Annotated in this window: 13 protein-coding genes; 4 read left to right on the plus strand and 9 right to left on the minus strand. The window is 65.5% G+C overall.

From position 1 onward, the window contains the following. Positions 1–7: 7 nt before the first annotated feature. Genes ACVOK1_RS00920 through ACVOK1_RS00935 form a run of 4 tightly spaced genes read right to left on the minus strand, consistent with a single transcriptional unit; the run spans position 8 to position 3,112 of the window. Entirely contained in the window at positions 8–514 is a 507-nt protein-coding gene (locus ACVOK1_RS00920; protein WP_108770744.1) for a pilus assembly protein PilP, read from the minus strand. A 26-nt stretch (positions 515–540) separates the two neighbouring features. Then, on the minus strand, positions 541–1,194 hold the full coding sequence (locus ACVOK1_RS00925; protein ID WP_108769846.1) for a type IV pilus inner membrane component PilO: 654 nt from the start codon (positions 1,192–1,194) through the stop codon (positions 541–543). Next, a complete protein-coding gene (locus ACVOK1_RS00930) occupies positions 1,191–2,054 on the minus strand; it encodes a PilN domain-containing protein (RefSeq protein WP_481560773.1) in 864 nt (287 codons plus the stop codon). Before ACVOK1_RS00930 ends, ACVOK1_RS00925 begins: the two co-directional genes overlap by 4 nt. Then, a complete protein-coding gene (locus ACVOK1_RS00935; RefSeq protein ID WP_108769848.1) occupies positions 2,054–3,112 on the minus strand; it encodes a pilus assembly protein PilM in 1,059 nt (352 codons plus the stop codon). Before ACVOK1_RS00935 ends, ACVOK1_RS00930 begins: the two co-directional genes overlap by 1 nt. 219 nt (positions 3,113–3,331) lie before the next feature. Between ACVOK1_RS00935 and ACVOK1_RS00940 the strand changes: the two genes are divergently transcribed. Beyond that, positions 3,332–5,752 carry a penicillin-binding protein 1A gene (locus ACVOK1_RS00940; RefSeq protein WP_481560774.1) on the plus strand — a complete coding sequence of 807 codons (2,421 nt, stop codon included), beginning with the start codon at positions 3,332–3,334 and terminating at the stop codon, positions 5,750–5,752. 181 nt (positions 5,753–5,933) lie between these two features. Then, on the plus strand, positions 5,934–6,578 hold the full coding sequence (locus ACVOK1_RS00945; RefSeq protein ID WP_481560775.1) for a hypothetical protein: 645 nt from the start codon (positions 5,934–5,936) through the stop codon (positions 6,576–6,578). 95 nt (positions 6,579–6,673) lie between these two features. Here ACVOK1_RS00945 and ACVOK1_RS00950 read toward each other — a convergent pair whose 3' ends face one another. Together ACVOK1_RS00950 and ACVOK1_RS00955 are read right to left on the minus strand one after the other, a co-directional pair. After that, positions 6,674–8,512 (minus strand): asparagine synthase-related protein, encoded by a 1,839-nt coding sequence (locus ACVOK1_RS00950; protein WP_481560776.1) that lies wholly within the window; start codon positions 8,510–8,512, stop codon positions 6,674–6,676. A gap of 107 nt (positions 8,513–8,619) precedes the next feature. Continuing rightward, positions 8,620–9,246, minus strand: coding sequence for a porin family protein (locus ACVOK1_RS00955; protein WP_481560777.1), 627 nt, complete (start codon positions 9,244–9,246; stop codon positions 8,620–8,622). A 232-nt stretch (positions 9,247–9,478) separates the two neighbouring features. Here ACVOK1_RS00955 and ACVOK1_RS00960 point away from each other — a divergent pair, with 232 nt between their 5' ends. Together ACVOK1_RS00960 and ACVOK1_RS00965 are read left to right on the plus strand one after the other, a co-directional pair. Continuing rightward, complete coding sequence (locus tag ACVOK1_RS00960; RefSeq protein ID WP_481560778.1) at positions 9,479–10,168, plus strand: response regulator; 690 nt, start codon at positions 9,479–9,481, stop codon at positions 10,166–10,168. Beyond that, entirely contained in the window at positions 10,165–11,493 is a 1,329-nt protein-coding gene (locus tag ACVOK1_RS00965; RefSeq protein WP_481560779.1) for an ATP-binding protein, read from the plus strand. Before ACVOK1_RS00960 ends, ACVOK1_RS00965 begins: the two co-directional genes overlap by 4 nt. 70 nt (positions 11,494–11,563) lie before the next feature. On the opposite strand, the gene ACVOK1_RS00970 is transcribed toward ACVOK1_RS00965, so the two are convergent. From ACVOK1_RS00970 to ACVOK1_RS00980, 3 genes are all read right to left on the minus strand, one after another. Beyond that, positions 11,564–12,301, minus strand: a complete 738-nt coding sequence (locus tag ACVOK1_RS00970) for a hypothetical protein (RefSeq protein ID WP_481560780.1) — start codon at positions 12,299–12,301, stop codon at positions 11,564–11,566. Positions 12,302–12,370: 69 nt separating this feature from the next. Beyond that, positions 12,371–17,491, minus strand: a complete 5,121-nt coding sequence (locus ACVOK1_RS00975; protein WP_481560781.1) for an ESPR-type extended signal peptide-containing protein — start codon at positions 17,489–17,491, stop codon at positions 12,371–12,373. 68 nt (positions 17,492–17,559) lie between these two features. After that, positions 17,560–18,255 carry a pilus assembly protein gene (locus ACVOK1_RS00980; protein ID WP_481560782.1) on the minus strand — a complete coding sequence of 232 codons (696 nt, stop codon included), beginning with the start codon at positions 18,253–18,255 and terminating at the stop codon, positions 17,560–17,562. Between the last annotated feature and the right edge of the window lie 2 nt (positions 18,256–18,257).

Genomic DNA, 18,257 nt, shown 5'->3' on the forward strand with positions numbered 1-18,257 from the left:
TAAACGATCATTGATCATCGAGCGCGAGCGTGGCCGGACGTTCCAGCCAGCCCCCCGCACCGTCCGGCACAAGTTCGATCAGTTCCACGCGGTCTTCGTAGACCGCGGTGACCCGCCCGTCGCTCTGCCCAAGGTATCCACCCGGGCGCACCCGGTAGGTCACCTTGTCGGGCCCCATCACCAGGGCGACCGTGCCGCCTCCGGTACCGATGGTGCCCACCATGTCCAGCGCATCCAGCGGGAAGCCTTCAAGCGGCTCCTTGCGCCGGTTTGGATCCGGACGGGTTCCACCAGCCCCCTGCTGCGGATTGGCCCAGGCATCGGTGAACGGATCGCGCATGCCCTGCGCGGAATATTCGAAGGTCTCGAACTGCTGCATTACCGGCAGCGGCTCCAACGGCTGCGCCGGTCGTGCGCGCTCGCTTTCAACCCACTTTTCCAGATTGGGGGCGTCGCCGGGCGTGCTGGTGATGCCGCGGCCGCAGCCGGCCAGCAACAACACCGCCATCGCCATGCCACCCCGTGCAATGAAGGAACGGATCACTTCTGTGCCTCCTTGCCGGGTTCAACCTGTTGCTCTGCGATCTCGGACTCATCCAAATACCGGTAGGTCTTGACCGTACCGGACAGCTCCAGCGCGCCGGCGCGGATGCTGCCACCGGTCTTGTCGGCCGGCTTCAGGTTGATGTCGTGCATGGTCAGGATGACCACGCGCGGCAGTGAGGCCACGCCACTGACGAACGCGCCGAACTGGTGGTAGCTGCCCACCATCTTCAGCTTGATCGGCTTCTCGGCGTAGAACTCCTTGATCTGTTCCTGTTCCGGCTCGAACAGCTGGTTGGTCAGGCCGCTGGACAGCGCGGTCTGCGAGATGTCGATGATCAGGTCCGGCATCTCGGTCTTGCTGGGCAGCTGCCGCAGCATCTGCTGCAGGACCTGCTCCATCTGTGCCAGCTGCTGCTTGAGCGGTTCCAGGTTCACCGCGCGTGCCTGCTCGGTGCTGAACTGTTCGCGCAGCGTGGCTTCCTGGCCTTCCAGGCTTGCCAGTTCCTCGCGCTTGCCGCTGATCAGCAGCATGTACGCCACGAACATGATGACCAGGGCGATCAGCGTGCAGAACACGATCTTCGCGTTCCGCGGCCAGTTGCCGATGTCGTTGAAGTCCAGGCTCTTGAGGTCGACTTTCTTGCTCATGCGCGGTCCCCCTGCAGCGGGGCGTGGAAGGCCTGCGGCGGCTGCGCCAGGCGGCTCCCCTCAGGCTTGGGCGGGGCCGCCGGCTTGGCGGCCGGCGCTGCCGGCGCGGGCTGGGCAGCCGGCGCGTTGGCCGGGGCTGCCGCGGGTGCCGGAGCCTGGCCAGCTGCGGGAGCAGCCGCATCCGGGCCTGCCGACAACGGCGCAACAGCGGGAGCCGCAGCAGCGGGCGTCGCCACCGAGCCATCGGCATTCAGGCCGGGGGTGGTGTTCTCGTCGCTCTGTGCCGGCAGCTTCACCGTCACCTTGAACAGGTACGGCAGGGCCTTGATGTCAGCCACCGGGCCACCGGCACGGATTTCCTTGTCCTTCTCCGGGTTGCTGGCCTCGATGATCGACAGCTCGGGATTGGTCATCCAGCCGGACACTTCCAGGTTGCGCATGTACGCCGAAACGCGTGCGTTGGACTGGGTGCGGCCTTCCAGGGTGAGCATGTCGCCGTCCTGGGTCAGGGCGGTCAGCACCACGCCATCGGGAATGGTGCGGACCAGCGCGTCGAACAAATGGACCATCTGCGAACGCTTGGCCTGCAGCTGTTCGATGACGGCCTTGCGCGCCAGCAGGCGGCTCTTCTGCTCGTCGAGGCGCTTGATCTCCTCGTTCTGCTTCTTGACCTTGTCGATCTCGGTCTGCAGGTACGCGTTGCGCTCCTGCTGGCCGCTGACCTGCATGTCGTAGTAGAACCAGATCAGCAGGGACAGCAGCAGGCCGCCGAGCGCGGCCATGCCGAGCATGACGCCGAACTCGCGCTGGCGCTGCTTGCGCCGTTCGGCGCGCCAAGGCAATAGATTGATGCGTGCCATCAGTCGAAGCTCCTCAGTGCCAGACCGGTAGCGATCATCAGCGCGGGGGCATCCTGGGCAAGCGCCTGCGCCTGCACCTTCGGGCCCAGGGTCATCTGTGCCAGCGGGTTGGCGACCACGGTCGGCACGCCCAGCTGCTCTTCGACCATCTCCGGCAGACCGGCCAGCGCGGCGCAACCGCCGGCGAGCACGATGTGGTCGACCCGGTTGAATTCGCTGCCCGCGTAGAAGAACTGCAGCAGGCGGCTGATCTGCTGGACCGTCGCTTCCTTGAAGGGCTCCAGCACTTCCACTTCATAGCTCTCCGGCAGCCCGCCCTGGCGCTTGGCCAGACCGGCTTCCTCGTAGCTCAGGCCGTAGCGGCGCATGATCTCGTCGGTCAGCTGCTTGCCGCCGAACACCTGTTCGCGGCTGTACAGGCTACGGCCGCCGCGCAGGACGTTCAGCGTGGTCATGGTGGCGCCGATGTCGACCAGGGCCACCACACCGTCGTGGGACACCGGCAGCTCGCTGGCCACCAGGGCGAAGGCGTTCTCGACCGCGAAGGCCTCCACGTCCATTACCTTGGCCTGCAGGCCGCCCAGCTCCAGCGCCGACTGGCGCAGCTCGACGTTTTCCGAGCGCGAGGCAGCCAGCAGCACCTGGACCATCTCCGGGTTGTTCGGGATCGCCCCGATCACCTCGAAATCCAGGTTCACTTCCTCGATCGGGTACGGAATGTAGTTGACCGCTTCCAGCTCGATCTGGGCTTCCATGTCGCCCTCGTCGAGGTCGGCCGGCATCGGGATCACCTTGGTGATCACCGCCGAACCGGCCACGGCGGCCGCGGCCAGCTTGGCCTTGCTGCCGGAACGGTTCATCGCCCGGCGGATGGCCTCACCCACGGCCTCTACTTCGACGATGTTCTTTTCAACCACAGCATTCGGCGGCAACGGTTCCACGGCGTAGTGTTCCACGCGGAAACGGTTGCCGCTGCGGGAAAGCTGCAACAGCTTTACCGCAGTCGAACTGATGTCGACGCCAATGAGCGGCGACTGACTTTTTGGGATGAGCCCCACGGTTTCTCCCCTGCCGACGGGCACTTGGACACAGGATCTGCGTCCGCGCATTAATAACGTATTTTTAGCAAATCGCAACCGCCCTGCTGTGAACCCCTTCACAGGATGAACACGCAGCCCCTGGCGATTCCCCTTGCGTTCCCCGGTACCGGCCCCAGCCGTCACCTTGCGTAATCTATACTCTGCGACCGTGAAATCCGCAATCGGAATCTGACGTCGATGACCCGTCTCCGCCGCTGGCTGCGCTGGATCTTTATTGTTGTCCTGGTCCTGGCGCTGGTCGGTGCTGCCGCAATCGGCGGCCTGTACTACGCCGTATCGTCCAAGCTTCCCGATGTGCAGGCCCTGCGCGATGTCGAGATGCAGGAGCCGATGTACGTCTATGCCGCCGACGGCAAGCTGATGGCCGTCTTCGGCGAGACCCGGCGCACCCCCATCACCATGAAGGACGTGCCGGAGAACCTGAAGCGGGCTTTCCTGGCCACCGAGGATGCGCGCTTCTACGAGCATGGCGGCGTGGACTACAAGGGCATCGCCCGCGCGGTGTGGCTGCTGGCCACCACCAGTGACAAGCGCGTGCCGGGTGGTTCGACGATCACCCAGCAGGTCGCCCGCCAGTTCTTTCTCAGCTCCGAGTACAGCTACACCCGCAAGCTGGCCGAGATCCTGCTGGCCCGCAAGATCGAGTCCGAGCTGAGCAAGGACGAGATCTTCGAGCTGTACCTGAACAAGAGTTTCTTCGGCAACCGCGCCTACGGTGTGGCTGCCGCCGCCGAGTTCTACTACGGCAAGAAGCTGAACGAGCTGGACCTGGACGAAATGGCCTCGCTGGCCGGCATCCCCAAGTTCCCCTCCTCCGGCAACCCGATCTCCAACCCGGAACGTGCCCGCCAGCGCCGCGACAATTACGTGCTGCAGCGCATGGCCGACCTGAAGTTCGTCAGCCAGGCCGAGGCCGATGCGGCCAAGGCCGTGCCGATGCACGCCACCCCGCATGAGCCGCCGGTGGAGGTGTACGCCCCGTACGTGGCCGAGCTGGTGCGCCAGGAAATGATCGCCCGCTTTGGCGGCGACGTGGTCAACAAGGGTTACCACGTCACCACGACCATCGATGCCACCCTGCAGGAATCGGCCAACCTGGCCGTGCGTGACGGCCTGCTGCTGTACGACCACCGCCACGGCTGGCACGGCGTGGAGAAGCAGGTGCAGCTGGGCGCCGGTGATGACGCCGCCGCCCTGGCCGAGCACCTGCGCGGCATCGTCGGCCAGGCCGGACTGCTGCCGGCCATCGTCGCCAGCACCGGCGCCGACGGCAGCGCCACCGTGGTCCTGGCCAACCGCAGCGAGATCGTGTTGCCGGCCGGCGCCGCCAAGTGGACCAACAAGACCCCGGGCAAGCTGGTACAGCGCGGCGACATCGTGCGCGTGCGCGCTGGTGCCAAGGAAGGCGAGTGGCTGCTGGACCAGATCCCGCGCGGCCAGTCCGCGCTGGTCTCGCTGGATGCCCACAGTGGTGCCCTGAAGGCGCTGGTCGGTGGCTTCAGCTTCTCCGGCAACAAGTTCAACCGTGCCACCCAGGCCCGTCGCCAGCCGGGTTCGAGCTTCAAGCCGTTCGTCTACGCGGCCGCCTTCGACAAGGGTTACAACCCGGCCTCGATCGTGCTCGACGCCCCGGTCGTGTTCCGCGACCGCCGCGGCAAGACCTGGGCCCCGCAGAACGATGGCGGTGGCTTCCGCGGCCCGATGCGCCTGCGCGAAGCGCTGGTGCAGTCGCGCAACCTGGTCTCGGTGCGCCTGCTCGACGGCATGGGCGTGGACTACGCACGCAAGTACATCAGTGAGTTCGGCTTTGCCGAATCGGAACTGCCGCCGAACCTGTCGATGTCGCTGGGTACCGCCTCGCTCACCCCGCTGTCGGTGGCCCGCGGCTACGCCGTGTTCGCCAACGGCGGCTCGCGCGTGGACACCTGGCTGATCGACCAGGTGACCGACCGCGACGGCACCGTGGTGTTCAAGGAGAACCCGGCCCTGGCCTGCCGCGAGTGCGCCGGCACCAGCGACCAGCCGGTGAACCAGGTGGTGGATGGCTTCAACTTCGGCGCGCCCGCGCCCAAGCCCGATGCCACCGCGGCTGCCAAGCCGGCCACCGAAACCCCGGCCGCACCGGTCAACCCGGACGCCCGCACCGCCCCGCGCGCGATCGACGCCCGCACGGCCTACCAGCTGGTGTCGATGATGCGCGACGTGGTCCAGCGCGGTACCGGTACCGCCGCCAAGGTGCTCGGCCGCGCCGACCTGGGTGGCAAGACCGGTTCGACCAACGACCACCGCGATGCCTGGTTCTCCGGCTTCGGCGGCCCGTACGTCACCACGGTCTGGGTGGGCCGCGACGACTTCCGCTCGCTGGGCTACCGCGAATACGGTGGCAAGGCCGCCCTGCCGATCTGGATCGACTACATGCGCGTAGCCCTGAAGGACGTGCCGCTGGCCGAGAACGAACCGCCGGCCGGCATGGTCCAGGCCACGCTCAACGGCGCGGTGGAGTGGGTGAAGGTGGAAGACATGGACCGCCTGACCGACTACGACCTCAACCTGCAGAACACCCCGCAGGCCGACGCCGCCGCGTTCGATATCTTCTAAGGCCGGCATGGGTGCCGGTACAGGTGGGTGCCAACCGTTGGTTGGCACTTGGACATCCGCCGGGCATGGCCCGGCGCTACCGGTAGATGCCAACCAAGGTTGGCCGCTACCAATGCCCGCCCCCACGCAGATGTCACATCACTGCGCTAACCTGTCCGCAGGTCGCATCAGGAGTCATTGCATGCATCGGGCACGTCAGCATGCTGCCAGCCAGACCCGCGAGCGGCGCCACCGCCTCGCCCACGAAGCCGCCCGCCTCATGGCCGAAGGCGGCATCCGCGATTACCACCAGGCCAAGTTGAAGGCCGCCAGCCGTCTCGGCATCCACGACGATGCCTCCCTGCCCCGCAATTCCGAGATCGAAGACGCCCTGCGCGAACACCAGCGGCTGTTCGCCGGCCCCCAGCATGGCAACGAACTGCAGCGGCGCCGCGAAGCGGCAGTAAATGCCCTGGAGTTCCTGCATGGCTTCGCCCCGCGCCTGGTCGGGCCGGTGCTGGATGGCACCGCCGACGCCAACAGCCCCGTGCAGCTGCACCTGCACAGCGACGACGCCGAGGCCGTGCACCGCTTCCTGGACGAACACCGCATCCCCGCCGAATCGCGCGTGCGGCGGCTGCGCCTGGACCGCGAACGCAGCCTGGATGTCCCGGTCTGGGTGTTCAGCGCGGAGGAACTGACCTTCGATCTGGCCGTGCTGCCCTATGACGCCCTGCGCCAGGCACCTCTGTCGTCGGTGGATGAGAAGCCGATGCGGCGGGCGTCCATCGCGCAGCTGCGGCAGCTGCTGGCGGAAGCGGAGATCACCGCCTACGTCAGCGGCTGAGACCTGCTCTGGTAGAGGCCAACCTCGGTTGGCGCTCCTGATCTGTGTCGACCAAGGTCGACACCTACCAAAGCAATGTCGACCAAGGTCGACACCTACCCGAGCACGGGCCGCCCCTGCAGGGCCGGGCCGAGCATGTGCCGCTGGTACCAGGCCTGGAACATCAGCACGGTCCACAACAGCGGGTGCCAGCGCCGCTCGCCGGCCATGAACTGGTGCCACATCGCCAGAATCCGTTGTTCATCAAACAGGCCGTGCGCACGCAGCGCGGCGGGCGACAGCAGTGCATCGGCCCATGGCCGCAGTGGACCGCGCAGCCATGTCGCCAGCGGCGGCCCGAACCCGCGCTTGGGACGGTTCACCAGCGCTTCCGGCAGGTAGCGCCGCAGCACCTGCCGCGGCAACCACTTGTGCTGGCCGTCGCGGTACTTCATGTGCGTGGGCAGTTGCCAGGACAACGCCATCACCTCCGCATCCAGCAGCGGCGCATGCACCTGCAGGCCCGCATGCAGGCCCGCACGATGGGTCTTGGTGAGAATGCCCTCTGCCAGTTCCATCGATACTTCCAGCTGCTGCAGCTGCAGCGCGTCGTCGGCATGCAGCGGCACGCCATGCGGGTCGTCATACAAAGTGCGCAGCATCCGCGCGCCGTTCACCAGCTGGCAGGGCTGCCGCCAGCGCACCGTGCGCAGATGGAAATGATGGCGGATATCAGCACTGGCCACGTTCGCCATCAGCGCCGGCCAGCCGCCCAGCCGTGGTGCTTCGCCGTACCGCTTCACGCAGCTGCCGGCCAGGCGGCGCAGCGGTGAAGGCAGCCAGCGGGCCAGGCGTGCGTTGCGCAGCGCCTTGGCGTGGGCCGCGTGGCCCAGCCACAACTCGTCGCCGCCATCGCCGGCCAGGGCCCGGCCCCAGCGGTGGCCCATCCACTGGCTGGCCAGCAGGGTCGGCAACTGCGACGCATCGGCGAACGGCTCGCACCAGGCCTCGGCCACCTCCGGCAGCAGCTCACGCGCCGAAGCACCACACAGCACCACCTCATGATGATGAGCACCGAGCACCTTGCCCACGGCCGCTGCCCACGGACGCTCGTCATGGCCCTCGTCGCGGAAGCCCACGCACAGCGTTTCGATGGGCGATGCACACTGCGCCTGCAAGGCCGCTGCCACCAGCGATGAATCGATGCCGCCGGACAGGAAGCATGCCCGCGCGCCCGCAGCCTGCGCATCGCCCACCGCACGATGCAGCAGTGCGTCCAAGCGCTGCACGGCCACCCGGTCATCCTGCGCAGCGTGCAGCGTGATGGGGTCTGGAGCGGTATGGGCCAGCGACTGGATGCGCTGGTCAATGCCGGGGTGGTGCATGCGCGGGCCATTGACCAGCATGCGCGCATCCACCTTCAGCACCGCACCGGCACGCAGCTTGAACAGGCCGTCGAGCATGCAGTGCGGCGCAGGCACGTAACCGCGCTGCAGGTACAGGGCCAGCACATCACGGTTTATCGTGGGCTCACAGCGTGGGTCGGCGCGCAGCATGCCCAATGAAGAAGCGAAGGCGAAATCGCCCTGCAGCCAGCCATAGTAGAGCGGGTGCTGGCCGGCCACATCGCGCACCAGCCACAGTTCCAGCGATTGCACATCCAGCACCGCCAGCGCATAGGCACCGCGCAGCTGCGGAAGCACCCGCGCAATACCCTGCGCGCTGATCATTGCGGCAAGTCCCTGCCCGCCAGGCGCCATCATCAGCCCGTCAACGGCGACCACGTAACGGCCACAGGCCGATACCTGCACCGGCCTGCCCGGCGGCTGGCCCTGGCGACCACGCGCCAGAGCGATGGTGCTCAGCGGATCCTGCCAGCACGAGGCTTCCTCAGTGGCACCCTGCAGCGTGGCCAGCATGCCCAAGGCACGCCGCTTGGGCGACAGCGCCCGCATGTAAGGGGTCCAGACCCCTGCAATACCATTCATTCGCACGCGCCCGTGGCAGTGCACGCGCCAGGGCGGGCGGTGGGAGAGAGACACCGCCCGCCCCGGCCCGGGCGTCAGAAGTTGTACCCGTAGGAAACGGTCAGCTGCGAATTGTTCAGGCGCTTGCCGCCTGCTGCCTTGGCCACTTCACTGTTCTTGCGGGATCGCAGCACGTCATACTCGGTACGCAGGAAACTGCTGTCGGTCAGGTAGATGTTGGCGCCCACGCCGTACTGCATCGCCAGGCCGCGCGCCTTCACCTTGCCCAGATCACCACCAGGCGCGTACTTGGTCTGCATCTGGCCTGCACCCACGCGACCGAACAGCTCTACGCTGTTGCCCACCGGGATGATGCCCAGTGCCGAAACGGTGAGTGCGCGGCTGCTGACATCGGCACGCTGGCTGGTGCCCTGCTTCTTGGAGCTCTTCTTTTTACCCTTGGCCGTTCCACTGAAATCCGACTCGATGGCCAGGTACTCGTTGATGCGATAGCCGGCGCCCAGGGTGTAGGCCAGCTTCGAGCTGCCTACGTCCTTGGACTTCTTGTGCGCAGCGGACTGCTTGCCGTGTGCGGTGACCTTGCCCTTGCCCAGGCCCACCACCCCGTATGCACCGACTCGATCACCGGCATCGGCAAGCGCAACAGCGGGGCAGGCAACCAGGGCCAGGGCGACGATCAGAGGAGACAGCGACTTGCTCATGTGGAACTCCACGTTGTTGGAGTCCCCAGATTGGCGACAGCGCCGCTTCGCTTCCTCAGCGCAACCGTGGTGGCGATGTGACCATGTCACTGGCGCGTGTAACCGCGCGTGCCGAACCGTGCAGCCGACTGAACCCCACCCTGCCCGCGGCAGCTCATGTCGCTTTTGGCAATAACGTTTCCGCCCCCTGCCAACTACGATCCGGGCTGGTCTGCAAACATTCCTGAAAAACATGCACCGTCTACTGCTCGTTGAAGACGATGATCGGCTGGCCGATCTGACCACCCGCTACCTGCAGCGCCATGGCTTCCAGGTGCAGCGTGCCGACTGTGGCGAGGCCGCGCTGGCGCAGGTCCGCGCGCAGGTGCCGGATATCATCCTGCTCGATCTTGGCCTGCCCGATATGGACGGACTGGACATCTGCCGCGCGCTGCGCACCCACTATCGCGGCCTGCTGTGCATCTACAGCGCGCGCGCCGACGACATCCACCAGGTGGTGGGGCTGGAGCTGGGCGCCGACGACTACTTCACCAAGCCGCAGGAACCTGCCGTGCTGCTGGCACGCCTGCGCGCCCATCTACGCCGATCCGGCAACGTAGCCGTGGACGAGGCCGCGCTCGCCTTTGGCCAGTTGCACATCGACTCCAGCAGCCGCAGCGTGCATCTGTGCGGACAACCCGTGGCACTGACCACGGCGGAGTTCGATCTGCTGGTGCTGCTGGCACGCAACGCTGGGCGCATCATGCACCGCGATGATCTGTTCAAAGGGCTGCGCGGCATCGACTTCGATGGCATGGACCGCTCCATGGACGCGCGCGTCTCGCGCCTGCGGCGCAAGCTGGGCGATGCCGATGCCGAGCCCCTGCGCATCCGCACCATCCGTGGCCAGGGCTACCTGTTCAACGCGACTGCCTGGCAATGACGCGTCGGTTGCCGCGGGGCGCGCTGCCGCTCTACGCGCGCTACTGCACGGCCTTCATCATTGCCCAGTTGGTGCTGCTGACCGCCGGCTCGCTGCTGTGGGAGCGGTTCATGGACGATACGCCGGTGTCGACGCTGCACTTCCGGGTGCAGGGAAGCCATGCGCTGCTGGCGGAGAAGCTGTTGCAGGCACCGGCCGAAAAGCGGCCGGCCGTCCTGAAGACCCTGCAGGACGTATTTGCCTACCCGCTGCAACTGCAGCCGCTGGAAACGGTGGCGGCAAACCTGCCCGCGGACGAGGCTGGCCAGCTGCGACGGGGCCACATCGTCATCTCAGACGATGGCGCATACAGCCACCAGCGTTTGGGGGTCACCGCCTCCGTAGTCACCCTGGGCAGCTTCTACGATCTCCCGTCGGATCCTCCGCTGCATCCGCTTGAGGAAGAGCTGTACTGGCTGAGCCTGCTGTCCACCCTGGTGGCCGCCATTGCCCTGCCGTTGTATTTCCTGATCCACCGCCTCTGGCACGACGTGCGGGTACTGCATGGCAGCGTGCAGGACCTGCGCGCAAATGACTTCAGCCATCCCATTCCCGCGCTGCGCACGCGACTGCTGCGGCCGCTGGGGCAGGCGCTGTGTGATCTGTCCCAGCAGCTGCGCGTCCTGCTCGACGGCCAGCGCCTGATGGGCCAGGCCATGGCCCATGAACTGCGTACACCGCTGGCCCGGCTGCACTTCACCGCCGGCTTGATGGAGGAGCAGCAGCCGCCACTGCAGGGCGAACATGCCGCGCTGCTGCGTGAGCTGCAGACCGATCTGCAGCTGTTGCAGGAGCTGGCTGCGGCCAGTGTGGAATACATGCGATTCGGGCGGATGCCGCTGGTCGAACGCAGCCGGGTGCAGGTGGCACCGCTGCTGGAGGCCGCTGCCGGCCATGCTACCCGCCGCGACGGCCCCAGGCTGGTGATGGATTGCGAGCCTGGCTTGACGGTGGAGGCCAACGCCGCCGCTCTGGAACTGGCCGTACGCAACCTGATGGCCAACGCGATGCGCCACGGCAAGCGCCAAGTCTGCGTGCGCGCCACGTGCGAGGACCAGGGCCTGCGGCTGCAGGTGGATGATGACGGCCCCGGCATATCGCCTGCGCACCGCGAGCATGTATTTGCGCCTTATGTGCGCCTGCATGACACTCCCGGCGGCTTCGGCCTGGGGTTGGCCATGGTCAAGACCGTGGCCGAGCGCCACAGCGGCCATGTGTGCATCGGCGACAGCGAACTGGGTGGCGCCGCCGTCACCCTGTGGTTGCCTGCGGCAACGACAGGGTAGAGGCCAACCTTGGTTGGCGCTCTTGATCTGTTTCGACCAAGGTCGACACCTACCCGAGCACGCACGTGCATCACATCGCGTAACGTGGGTCCAGCGGCTTGTCCATCAGCCGCGACAGCCACGGCATCGGCTCACGCCGCGGGTACTCCTCCATCATCCGCTCGTGCAGCACCTGGATGTCACTCAGCATCCAGCCGTGGAAGACCACATCGTGGAATGAGTCCGACCACGAGTTCTGCAGCCGGTCCAGGTCTCCCTCCAGCGGCGGCAGCGCACCGTCGGGCAGGTCCAGCATCGGTCGCAGTGCCGCATCCAGTCTGGCCGTGCGCTCCCCTGCCCTGCGCAGCTGCGCCACGCTCTCCTTCACATGCCAGCAGATGAAGGGCGCACACACGCCCGTCGCGCGGATGTAGTCGGAGATATCCGCCAGCATGTCCGCCTGCAGCTGCTTGGACTCTTCGCCCAGGTAGAGTTCGCGCGCCCGCAACGCACGCAGCGTCGCCGCCCGCACCTCGTCGGCGGTCGTGAAGTCCTGCCCGGGATGGCTGACACCGTAATGCGCCACGGCCACGCGATGCATCGACTGCTCGCGGATCATCCGCACCTGGATCTTCGCCGCCTCCGGGTGCACGCGCGGCACCGGCGGATCACTCAGCTTCCAGATGATCCAGCAGGAATAGATCAGGCCCAGGAACAGCAGCGCATACACCCATGTCCATCCGTTGATGCTGCGGACCACGTAGTTGTACCGCGCACGCCACACATAGAAGCGCCGGTAGGTCATGAAGCGGCTGAACTTCTTGTACATCGCCATCTCCCTTTGAAGTGCCCCGGCGCAACGGGCATCCTTCTGCGCGCCACGCCGGGGCTGCACGGCTTACCAGCCGATGCCCACACCCACGCCCATGCTGCGTTCACCACTATTGGTGAAGGCACCATTGAGGCTGAAGGTGGCCGAGCCCTTGTCGTTCAACACGCGCTGGTAGCCCACGGCCATGGCCGATTCGCCATCGCTGTAGCCCACGCCCGCACCGAGGCGGTTGTAGGTGTTCAGGCCGGCGGTGTTCATGGCCATCGCACTCTGCGCGCTGCTCATCGCTGCCATGCGGTTGAAGCGCTTGTCCATCTTGTCCAGGCGCGCATCCACCTCGCGGGAGATGCCATCGCTGTACTCGTTGGCGCGGGCCAGCATCCTCTCCAGCTCGGCGGTGTCCACCTGCGGCGTGGGCGATTCCGGCTTGGGCGCGTCGGCCTGCGGCTGCGGTGAGGACTTCGGCGCGTTGCCTGCATCGGCTACGGACTTGTTGTCACTGCTGGACGGCGGCGGCGGGGTCGGCGCGTCGGCGGCCGGCGTTGCCGCCGGGGTGGACGATGCGGCGCTGTCCACAGCCGCCACGGTCAGCGCACGCGACTGCGGTGCCTGCGGCTGGCCGTCGATGCGCTGTTCCAGCCCGTCCATGCGGCCGTTGAGCTGCTGCTGCATGGAATGCAGCTGGCCACCGTTGACCGCATCGCGGCTGCCGGCGGCGATGGCACCGTTGGCGACGTTGGACAGCACCATGCCGCTGGCACCGGCGAAGGTGAGCTGGTTCAGGCCGTCGTTGCGGACGGTCGGGCTGTCCTGGAAGACCGCGCGGAGCTGGGATTCCACGTGCTCGGTGCGGGTGGTGTTGGTGACGACGGCGGCGTCCAGGCTGGACAGGGCGTCGTTGAGGGTGGACTGCTGGCCGCCCTGCACGTTGAAGGTGGGGTTGATGATGTTGCCGTTGACATCGACATCGCCGCCGAGGGTGGCGAGCGCACCGCGGAGCTGGCCGACGGTGGCGGCATCGGTGGTGTTGCGGCCGTTGGCTACGTTTACGATGCGGCGTTGCAGGTAGTCGTTGCCGATCGATAGGGTATTCGCCTCGAGAGCGACTGAATCGGCTCCCAGAGAAACACTTCGGTCCGCGCCGCGTATCACTCTACTCCCCACCCCAAAAGCCATACCGTACATCGCTTCCACATTCGTATTGCTACCAATTGCAATGCCATAGGCACCATAAGCGCCTACCCAAGCTCCGCGGCCAATCGCAGTACTGTTAGTGGATTCTGCTGTCGCATAGCTACCGATTGCGGTTGAACCATCTCCATGCGACTTTGCGTCACTACCTACCGCTACCCCCAGGTATCCAGCCTGTGCAGCCTTTGACTCATTGTCACTATAGATGGCAATCGAATTTGAGGCTCGCTCCAGTTTCGCCACCATCTCATTCGTTTGATTGAGCTGCCGCCCGGTAACCACATCACGGCTCTCCGCAGAGACCACCCCATCAGCAACACCCGTCAACCGCGCGCCGCCGTAGTCAATCACGTTGCCCTGCTCCGCCGCCATCAGCCCGCGCGACAGCAGCCCATCACGCTCACCGCGCAGGTCATCCAGATCATTGCGGTTGCGGGCGATCTCCTGCTTCGCCTCAAACAGCTGGCTACCGGTAACGGCGTCACGGCTGCCTGCGGCAATGCGGCCGTCGGCCAGATTGGTCAGCACCGAGCCGTTGGCGCCTGCCAGAACCAGCTGATTCAGGCCATCGGCACGCACCGACGGGCCATCCTGGAATGCGGAGCGCAGCTTGCCTTCAAGGTTGTCTACGCGGCTGTCTGCAGTGACCACGGCACTGTCGAGTGCGGCCAAGGCGTCGCCGACGTTGTTTTGAGTGCCGCCTTGGACGTTGTAGGTGGGAGTTATGATGTTGCCGCTGCCATCCATGCCTGCGCCCGCCCCTAGATTCCGAAGGGCATCGCTAAGCTGAGCGACCGTAGAGGCGTCTGACAGGCCTACGCCACGTCCGACGTTAGTGATCCTGCGCACCAATCCCTCGCCACCAAGCGACACCGTGCCAGCCACATCAGCAATGGAACCTTCGCCGATTGCGATACTGCCTTTAGCGGCGCCCATTACCTTGGAGTCAGCTCCAAACGCAACGCCGCCTTCTGCCTCAACACGAGAGCCCGCACCAAGTGCGAACCCCTTGGTAGCACCCTGCATGACCGTGGAGCCCCGTCCCAGTGCCACAGAATTGGTTGCCAATGCTCTGGCGTATCCACCCACAGCAACCCCTCCCTCACCAAGTCGGGATGCTTCTGCAGATTCACCAATGGCAACACCAAACCAGCCTGCATACGCGTCCTCACTGTATTCATCCGTACCGATCTTGAAGAAGCGGCCGCCGTATTCCATCGAGGAAATTCGCTCATTAGTGGCAAATAGCTGCCCACCATTCACCGCATCAGTACTCGCCGCCGAGCTGATATCGCCCGCAGCCACCCCACGCAACTTGCCGCCAGCGACGTCCACACTCCCATCGGCAGCAAACTTCACCACGCCATCCAAGTCCGGATCGAAGGCCTCAAACTCCGAGCGCAGCGCATCCAGATCGCGTCGATTGTCGGCAATGCGGCCAGACTGCGCCGTCAGATCGCGGGTATGGCCTGCAAGCACGCCCTCATTTGCCTTGACCCTCTCGTTGGTAGTGAACAACTGCTTGCCGGCCACCGCCTCCGTGCTGCTGGCGTTGATCGCGCCTTCGGCCAGACCAGTCAGACGGCGGCCAGCGCCCGACTTGTTGCTTACGTCCAGAACAGTGCCCGAATTCTGTCCACCCAGGCGGAGGTTGCTGTCGACCGCCACCTGGCTGAGCAGCCCATCAAGCGTGTTGGCCTTGCCCAAGGCAGTATCTGCAGTGGCCTGCGCTGTGCTGGCGGCTGTCTGCGCCGCCGTCGCCACGGTGTGTACAGAGGACAGCTCGGTATTGGTGGCGTTGAGTTGTCTGCCAGTCACTGCTTCGCTGCTGGTCGCGCTCAACTCACCATCTTTTACATTGACAATCGAGCGCTTTACCTTTGCATTTCCCACAGATACCTGATCTACCGCACTCGTTGCTGAACCTGATCCGAGGGCGACAGCGTTGGCGTGTGATGCAACCGCTCGCTCACCGAGTGCGATCGCAAATTTTGACTCCTCACCCATTACCTTGGCCTGGTACCCAAATGCCACGGCACCCTCCGCCTGCGAGTGCGCTCCGGCACCCACTGCAAAGGAGGACCACGCATCCGCGTTGGCTTGATGGCCCAGGGCGATGGACTGCTTGCCCGTCGCATGGCTTTCCCTGCCCAGCGCCAGACTTGACTCGGCCGTGGCGGCTGCACTGGCACCGGCGGCAAATGCACCGGCGCCGTCAGCGATGGCGCGGTTTGATTCAGATGCGGCTGTTCCACTGGCCACGGTCTGACCAAGCGATGCGGCCTGGCGCCAGGCTTGCTCGGCAGCGACGGCCGCCGCCTCGGCCTTCGCCAGAGCCCGCGCGCCCTTCTCATCGGCCGAGTTGACTGCCTGGTTGGTGGCAAACAACTGCTGCCCGGTCACCGCATCGGTGCTGGTGGCCGTCAGCGCGCCGTCGGCCACGTTGACGATCTTTCGCTTTTCCCTGTCGTTCCCAACCGATACCTGATTGCGGGCCGTGGTAACGGAACCTGCGCCAAGCGCAACGGCGTTCGCGTGCGAAGCGCTTGCCCGCTCGCCCAGCGCAACGGAGAACTTTGAATCCTCGCCGATGACGCTTGCGTTATACCCTAGCGCGATGCCACTTTCTGCCTGGGAATGTGCACCGGCGCCAAACGCAAACGAAGACCATCCCTCTGCCTTTGCGCCTTGACCCAGCGCCATCGATTGACGCCCCCGCGCACGGCTGTCCTGGCCAATGGCCAAGGCGGACGCGCCGCTTGCGGCGGCGCCCGTACCGCCGGCAAAGGCACCTGCCGCAGAGGCCACTGCCTTGTTGGCATCTGTGGGTGCCGTGCCGGTCGCCAGCATGTTGCCAAGTGCGGAGGCTTCGGCGAGTGCACGCGTTGCGCGGTCGCTTGCGGAGGTAACGTCTTGATTGGTGGCAAACAATTGCTGCCCGGTCACCGCATCGGTGCTGGTGGTGCTCAGCGTTCCGTTTCGGACACCATTGAGGTAACGCAGATCGCCATTCTTGTTACTGACCGTCAGTACGTTACCGGTATTCTCGCCACCGACGCGGATGACGCTGCTGGGGGAGGTCTGGGTCACCAGCTTTGTATTGATCAGCGCCTGATCCGCAGCCGCCCGCGCGGCCGCCGCATCCGATACACCTTGCTCCGCCTTCTCCCGGACCCGAAGCAGCTGTCGCCCGTTCACGGCGTCCAGGCTGTACATGGTCACGTTGCCGTCGTCAACATAGACCACGCGCCGCGGCCTATCGGCATTGCCAACTGAGACGACGTAGGTTTCCGTCGCAATAGCGCCTCGGCCAAGGGCGACCGACCCAACGCCTTTCGCCTGGGCTCCATATCCCAAGGCAATGCCGTCGTACTCGGCCCTCGCGTCGCCACCCAACGCAACAGCACCGGTCCAACCGGCAGTGCCTGCGTAGGCATCGCCACCAATGGCGATCCGCGATATCCCTCCGTCATTGCCCACCGTTCTTGCGGAGCGCCCCATTGCAATGGAATGGTCTCCGAATGCGTAGGCATGGTGGCCAAGCGCAACAGCGCCGAATCCATCGGCTTCGGAACGCGCGCCAAACACTGCGCTTCCACCTCGCTTCGCCCTTGCATCAAATCCAAACACGGCATTGTTGTCACCCACCGACCGTGACCAGTTGCCGAACAACGACGAGTACTTACCCTGCATGTGGTTGCTCATGCCTAGCATCATGTAGGAAGTTGTGTTGGCACCCAGCGTGTTTGCTTGAGAGCCCTCCAGTTGTGCGAGATAGGGAATGCAATTGAACACCGGCTGGCTCCGGCTTTGGCATGCTTCGTACACGACTGCCCGCGCATCCTCCAAACCGAGGCTGGGCAAGAGAGAAGCCGCCGCAACTGCGCATGCAGCTGCACACCTCGAGGCTGCCTTTCCGCGCGGTGCAGTCAGCTCGCTGGCCACCACCCAGCATTGCCGTGCGGTGGACCAGATGCGGCGATAGATTTTGTTCATCAGGTGTCTCCTTAACAGGGAATACAGAAGAAACCCGCCCGCGCCCAGCGCAAGGCGGGGTGCGGGGATCAGGGTGTAAGGGTCTGCACGTGCTCGCGGTAGCCATCGCGGGTCAGCCGGTAGCGCAGCTGCACGGTGTGCCCGGCTTCAACGGCAAACGGCAGCTGCAGCGCACTGCCGGGGTACAGGCTGCGGGAGACGTCGTGCGCAGTGCATCGATTGCCGATGCAATCGGAAATACTGGTAATGCCCAGGCGCAGCGTGCCGTCGTTGCGCAGGGTGTCGCCCTGCAGGCGTGGCAGCACCGTGCCGTCGGCCGGCAGCACGTTCACCAGCGCGCCCCAGACCAGGTTGACACCAACCTTGGCCTCGGCGGCTTCCTTTTTTTCTGCGGTTGCCTCTTCAGGCCCGCTGACGCCTTCGAAGTACACGCGGTATGCCGCTTCGCGCTCCACCGGCTGCAGCGGGATGACACGTATCAGGCGATTGCCTGCGCCTGACAGTGCGAATTTCGCAGGCGTCACCGCGATGGCTGCGTCGCCGGGCTCCACCTCCACCTCGCGCTCATCGACATCGGCCGGGTTGACGATGCGCCGCAGTGAGGCCTGGATGTACTGCGGCTGGGTGGACTGCGAGTAGACGCGGATCTGCGTACCCCGCTTGGCATCCACCGAGGTGCGCATGGGATGCACGGTGAGGTTGGCCTGGGCTGGCACCGCCAGCAGCAGGCAGAGCGGCAACAGACAGAAAGAAAGACGTTTCATGG

The organism is Stenotrophomonas sp. STEN087, assembly GCF_056759115.1.

What these genes read in the sequence shown, in the direction of transcription:
- ACVOK1_RS00920 (WP_108770744.1), bottom strand. Translation starts at nt 514, where the DNA reads ATGGCGATGGCGGTGTTGTTGCTGGCCGGCTGCGGCCGCGGCATCACC.
- ACVOK1_RS00925 (WP_108769846.1), bottom strand. Translation starts at nt 1,194, where the DNA reads ATGAGCAAGAAAGTCGACCTCAAGAGCCTGGACTTCAACGACATCGGC.
- ACVOK1_RS00930 (WP_481560773.1), bottom strand. Translation starts at nt 2,054, where the DNA reads ATGGCACGCATCAATCTATTGCCTTGGCGCGCCGAACGGCGCAAGCAG.
- ACVOK1_RS00940 (WP_481560774.1), top strand. Translation starts at nt 3,332, where the DNA reads ATGACCCGTCTCCGCCGCTGGCTGCGCTGGATCTTTATTGTTGTCCTG.
- ACVOK1_RS00945 (WP_481560775.1), top strand. Translation starts at nt 5,934, where the DNA reads ATGCATCGGGCACGTCAGCATGCTGCCAGCCAGACCCGCGAGCGGCGC.
- ACVOK1_RS00950 (WP_481560776.1), bottom strand. Translation starts at nt 8,512, where the DNA reads ATGCGGGCGCTGTCGCCCAAGCGGCGTGCCTTGGGCATGCTGGCCACG.
- ACVOK1_RS00955 (WP_481560777.1), bottom strand. Translation starts at nt 9,246, where the DNA reads ATGAGCAAGTCGCTGTCTCCTCTGATCGTCGCCCTGGCCCTGGTTGCC.
- ACVOK1_RS00960 (WP_481560778.1), top strand. Translation starts at nt 9,479, where the DNA reads ATGCACCGTCTACTGCTCGTTGAAGACGATGATCGGCTGGCCGATCTG.
- ACVOK1_RS00965 (WP_481560779.1), top strand. Translation starts at nt 10,165, where the DNA reads ATGACGCGTCGGTTGCCGCGGGGCGCGCTGCCGCTCTACGCGCGCTAC.
- ACVOK1_RS00970 (WP_481560780.1), bottom strand. Translation starts at nt 12,301, where the DNA reads ATGTACAAGAAGTTCAGCCGCTTCATGACCTACCGGCGCTTCTATGTG.
- ACVOK1_RS00975 (WP_481560781.1), bottom strand. Translation starts at nt 17,491, where the DNA reads ATGAACAAAATCTATCGCCGCATCTGGTCCACCGCACGGCAATGCTGG.
- ACVOK1_RS00980 (WP_481560782.1), bottom strand. Translation starts at nt 18,255, where the DNA reads ATGAAACGTCTTTCTTTCTGTCTGTTGCCGCTCTGCCTGCTGCTGGCG.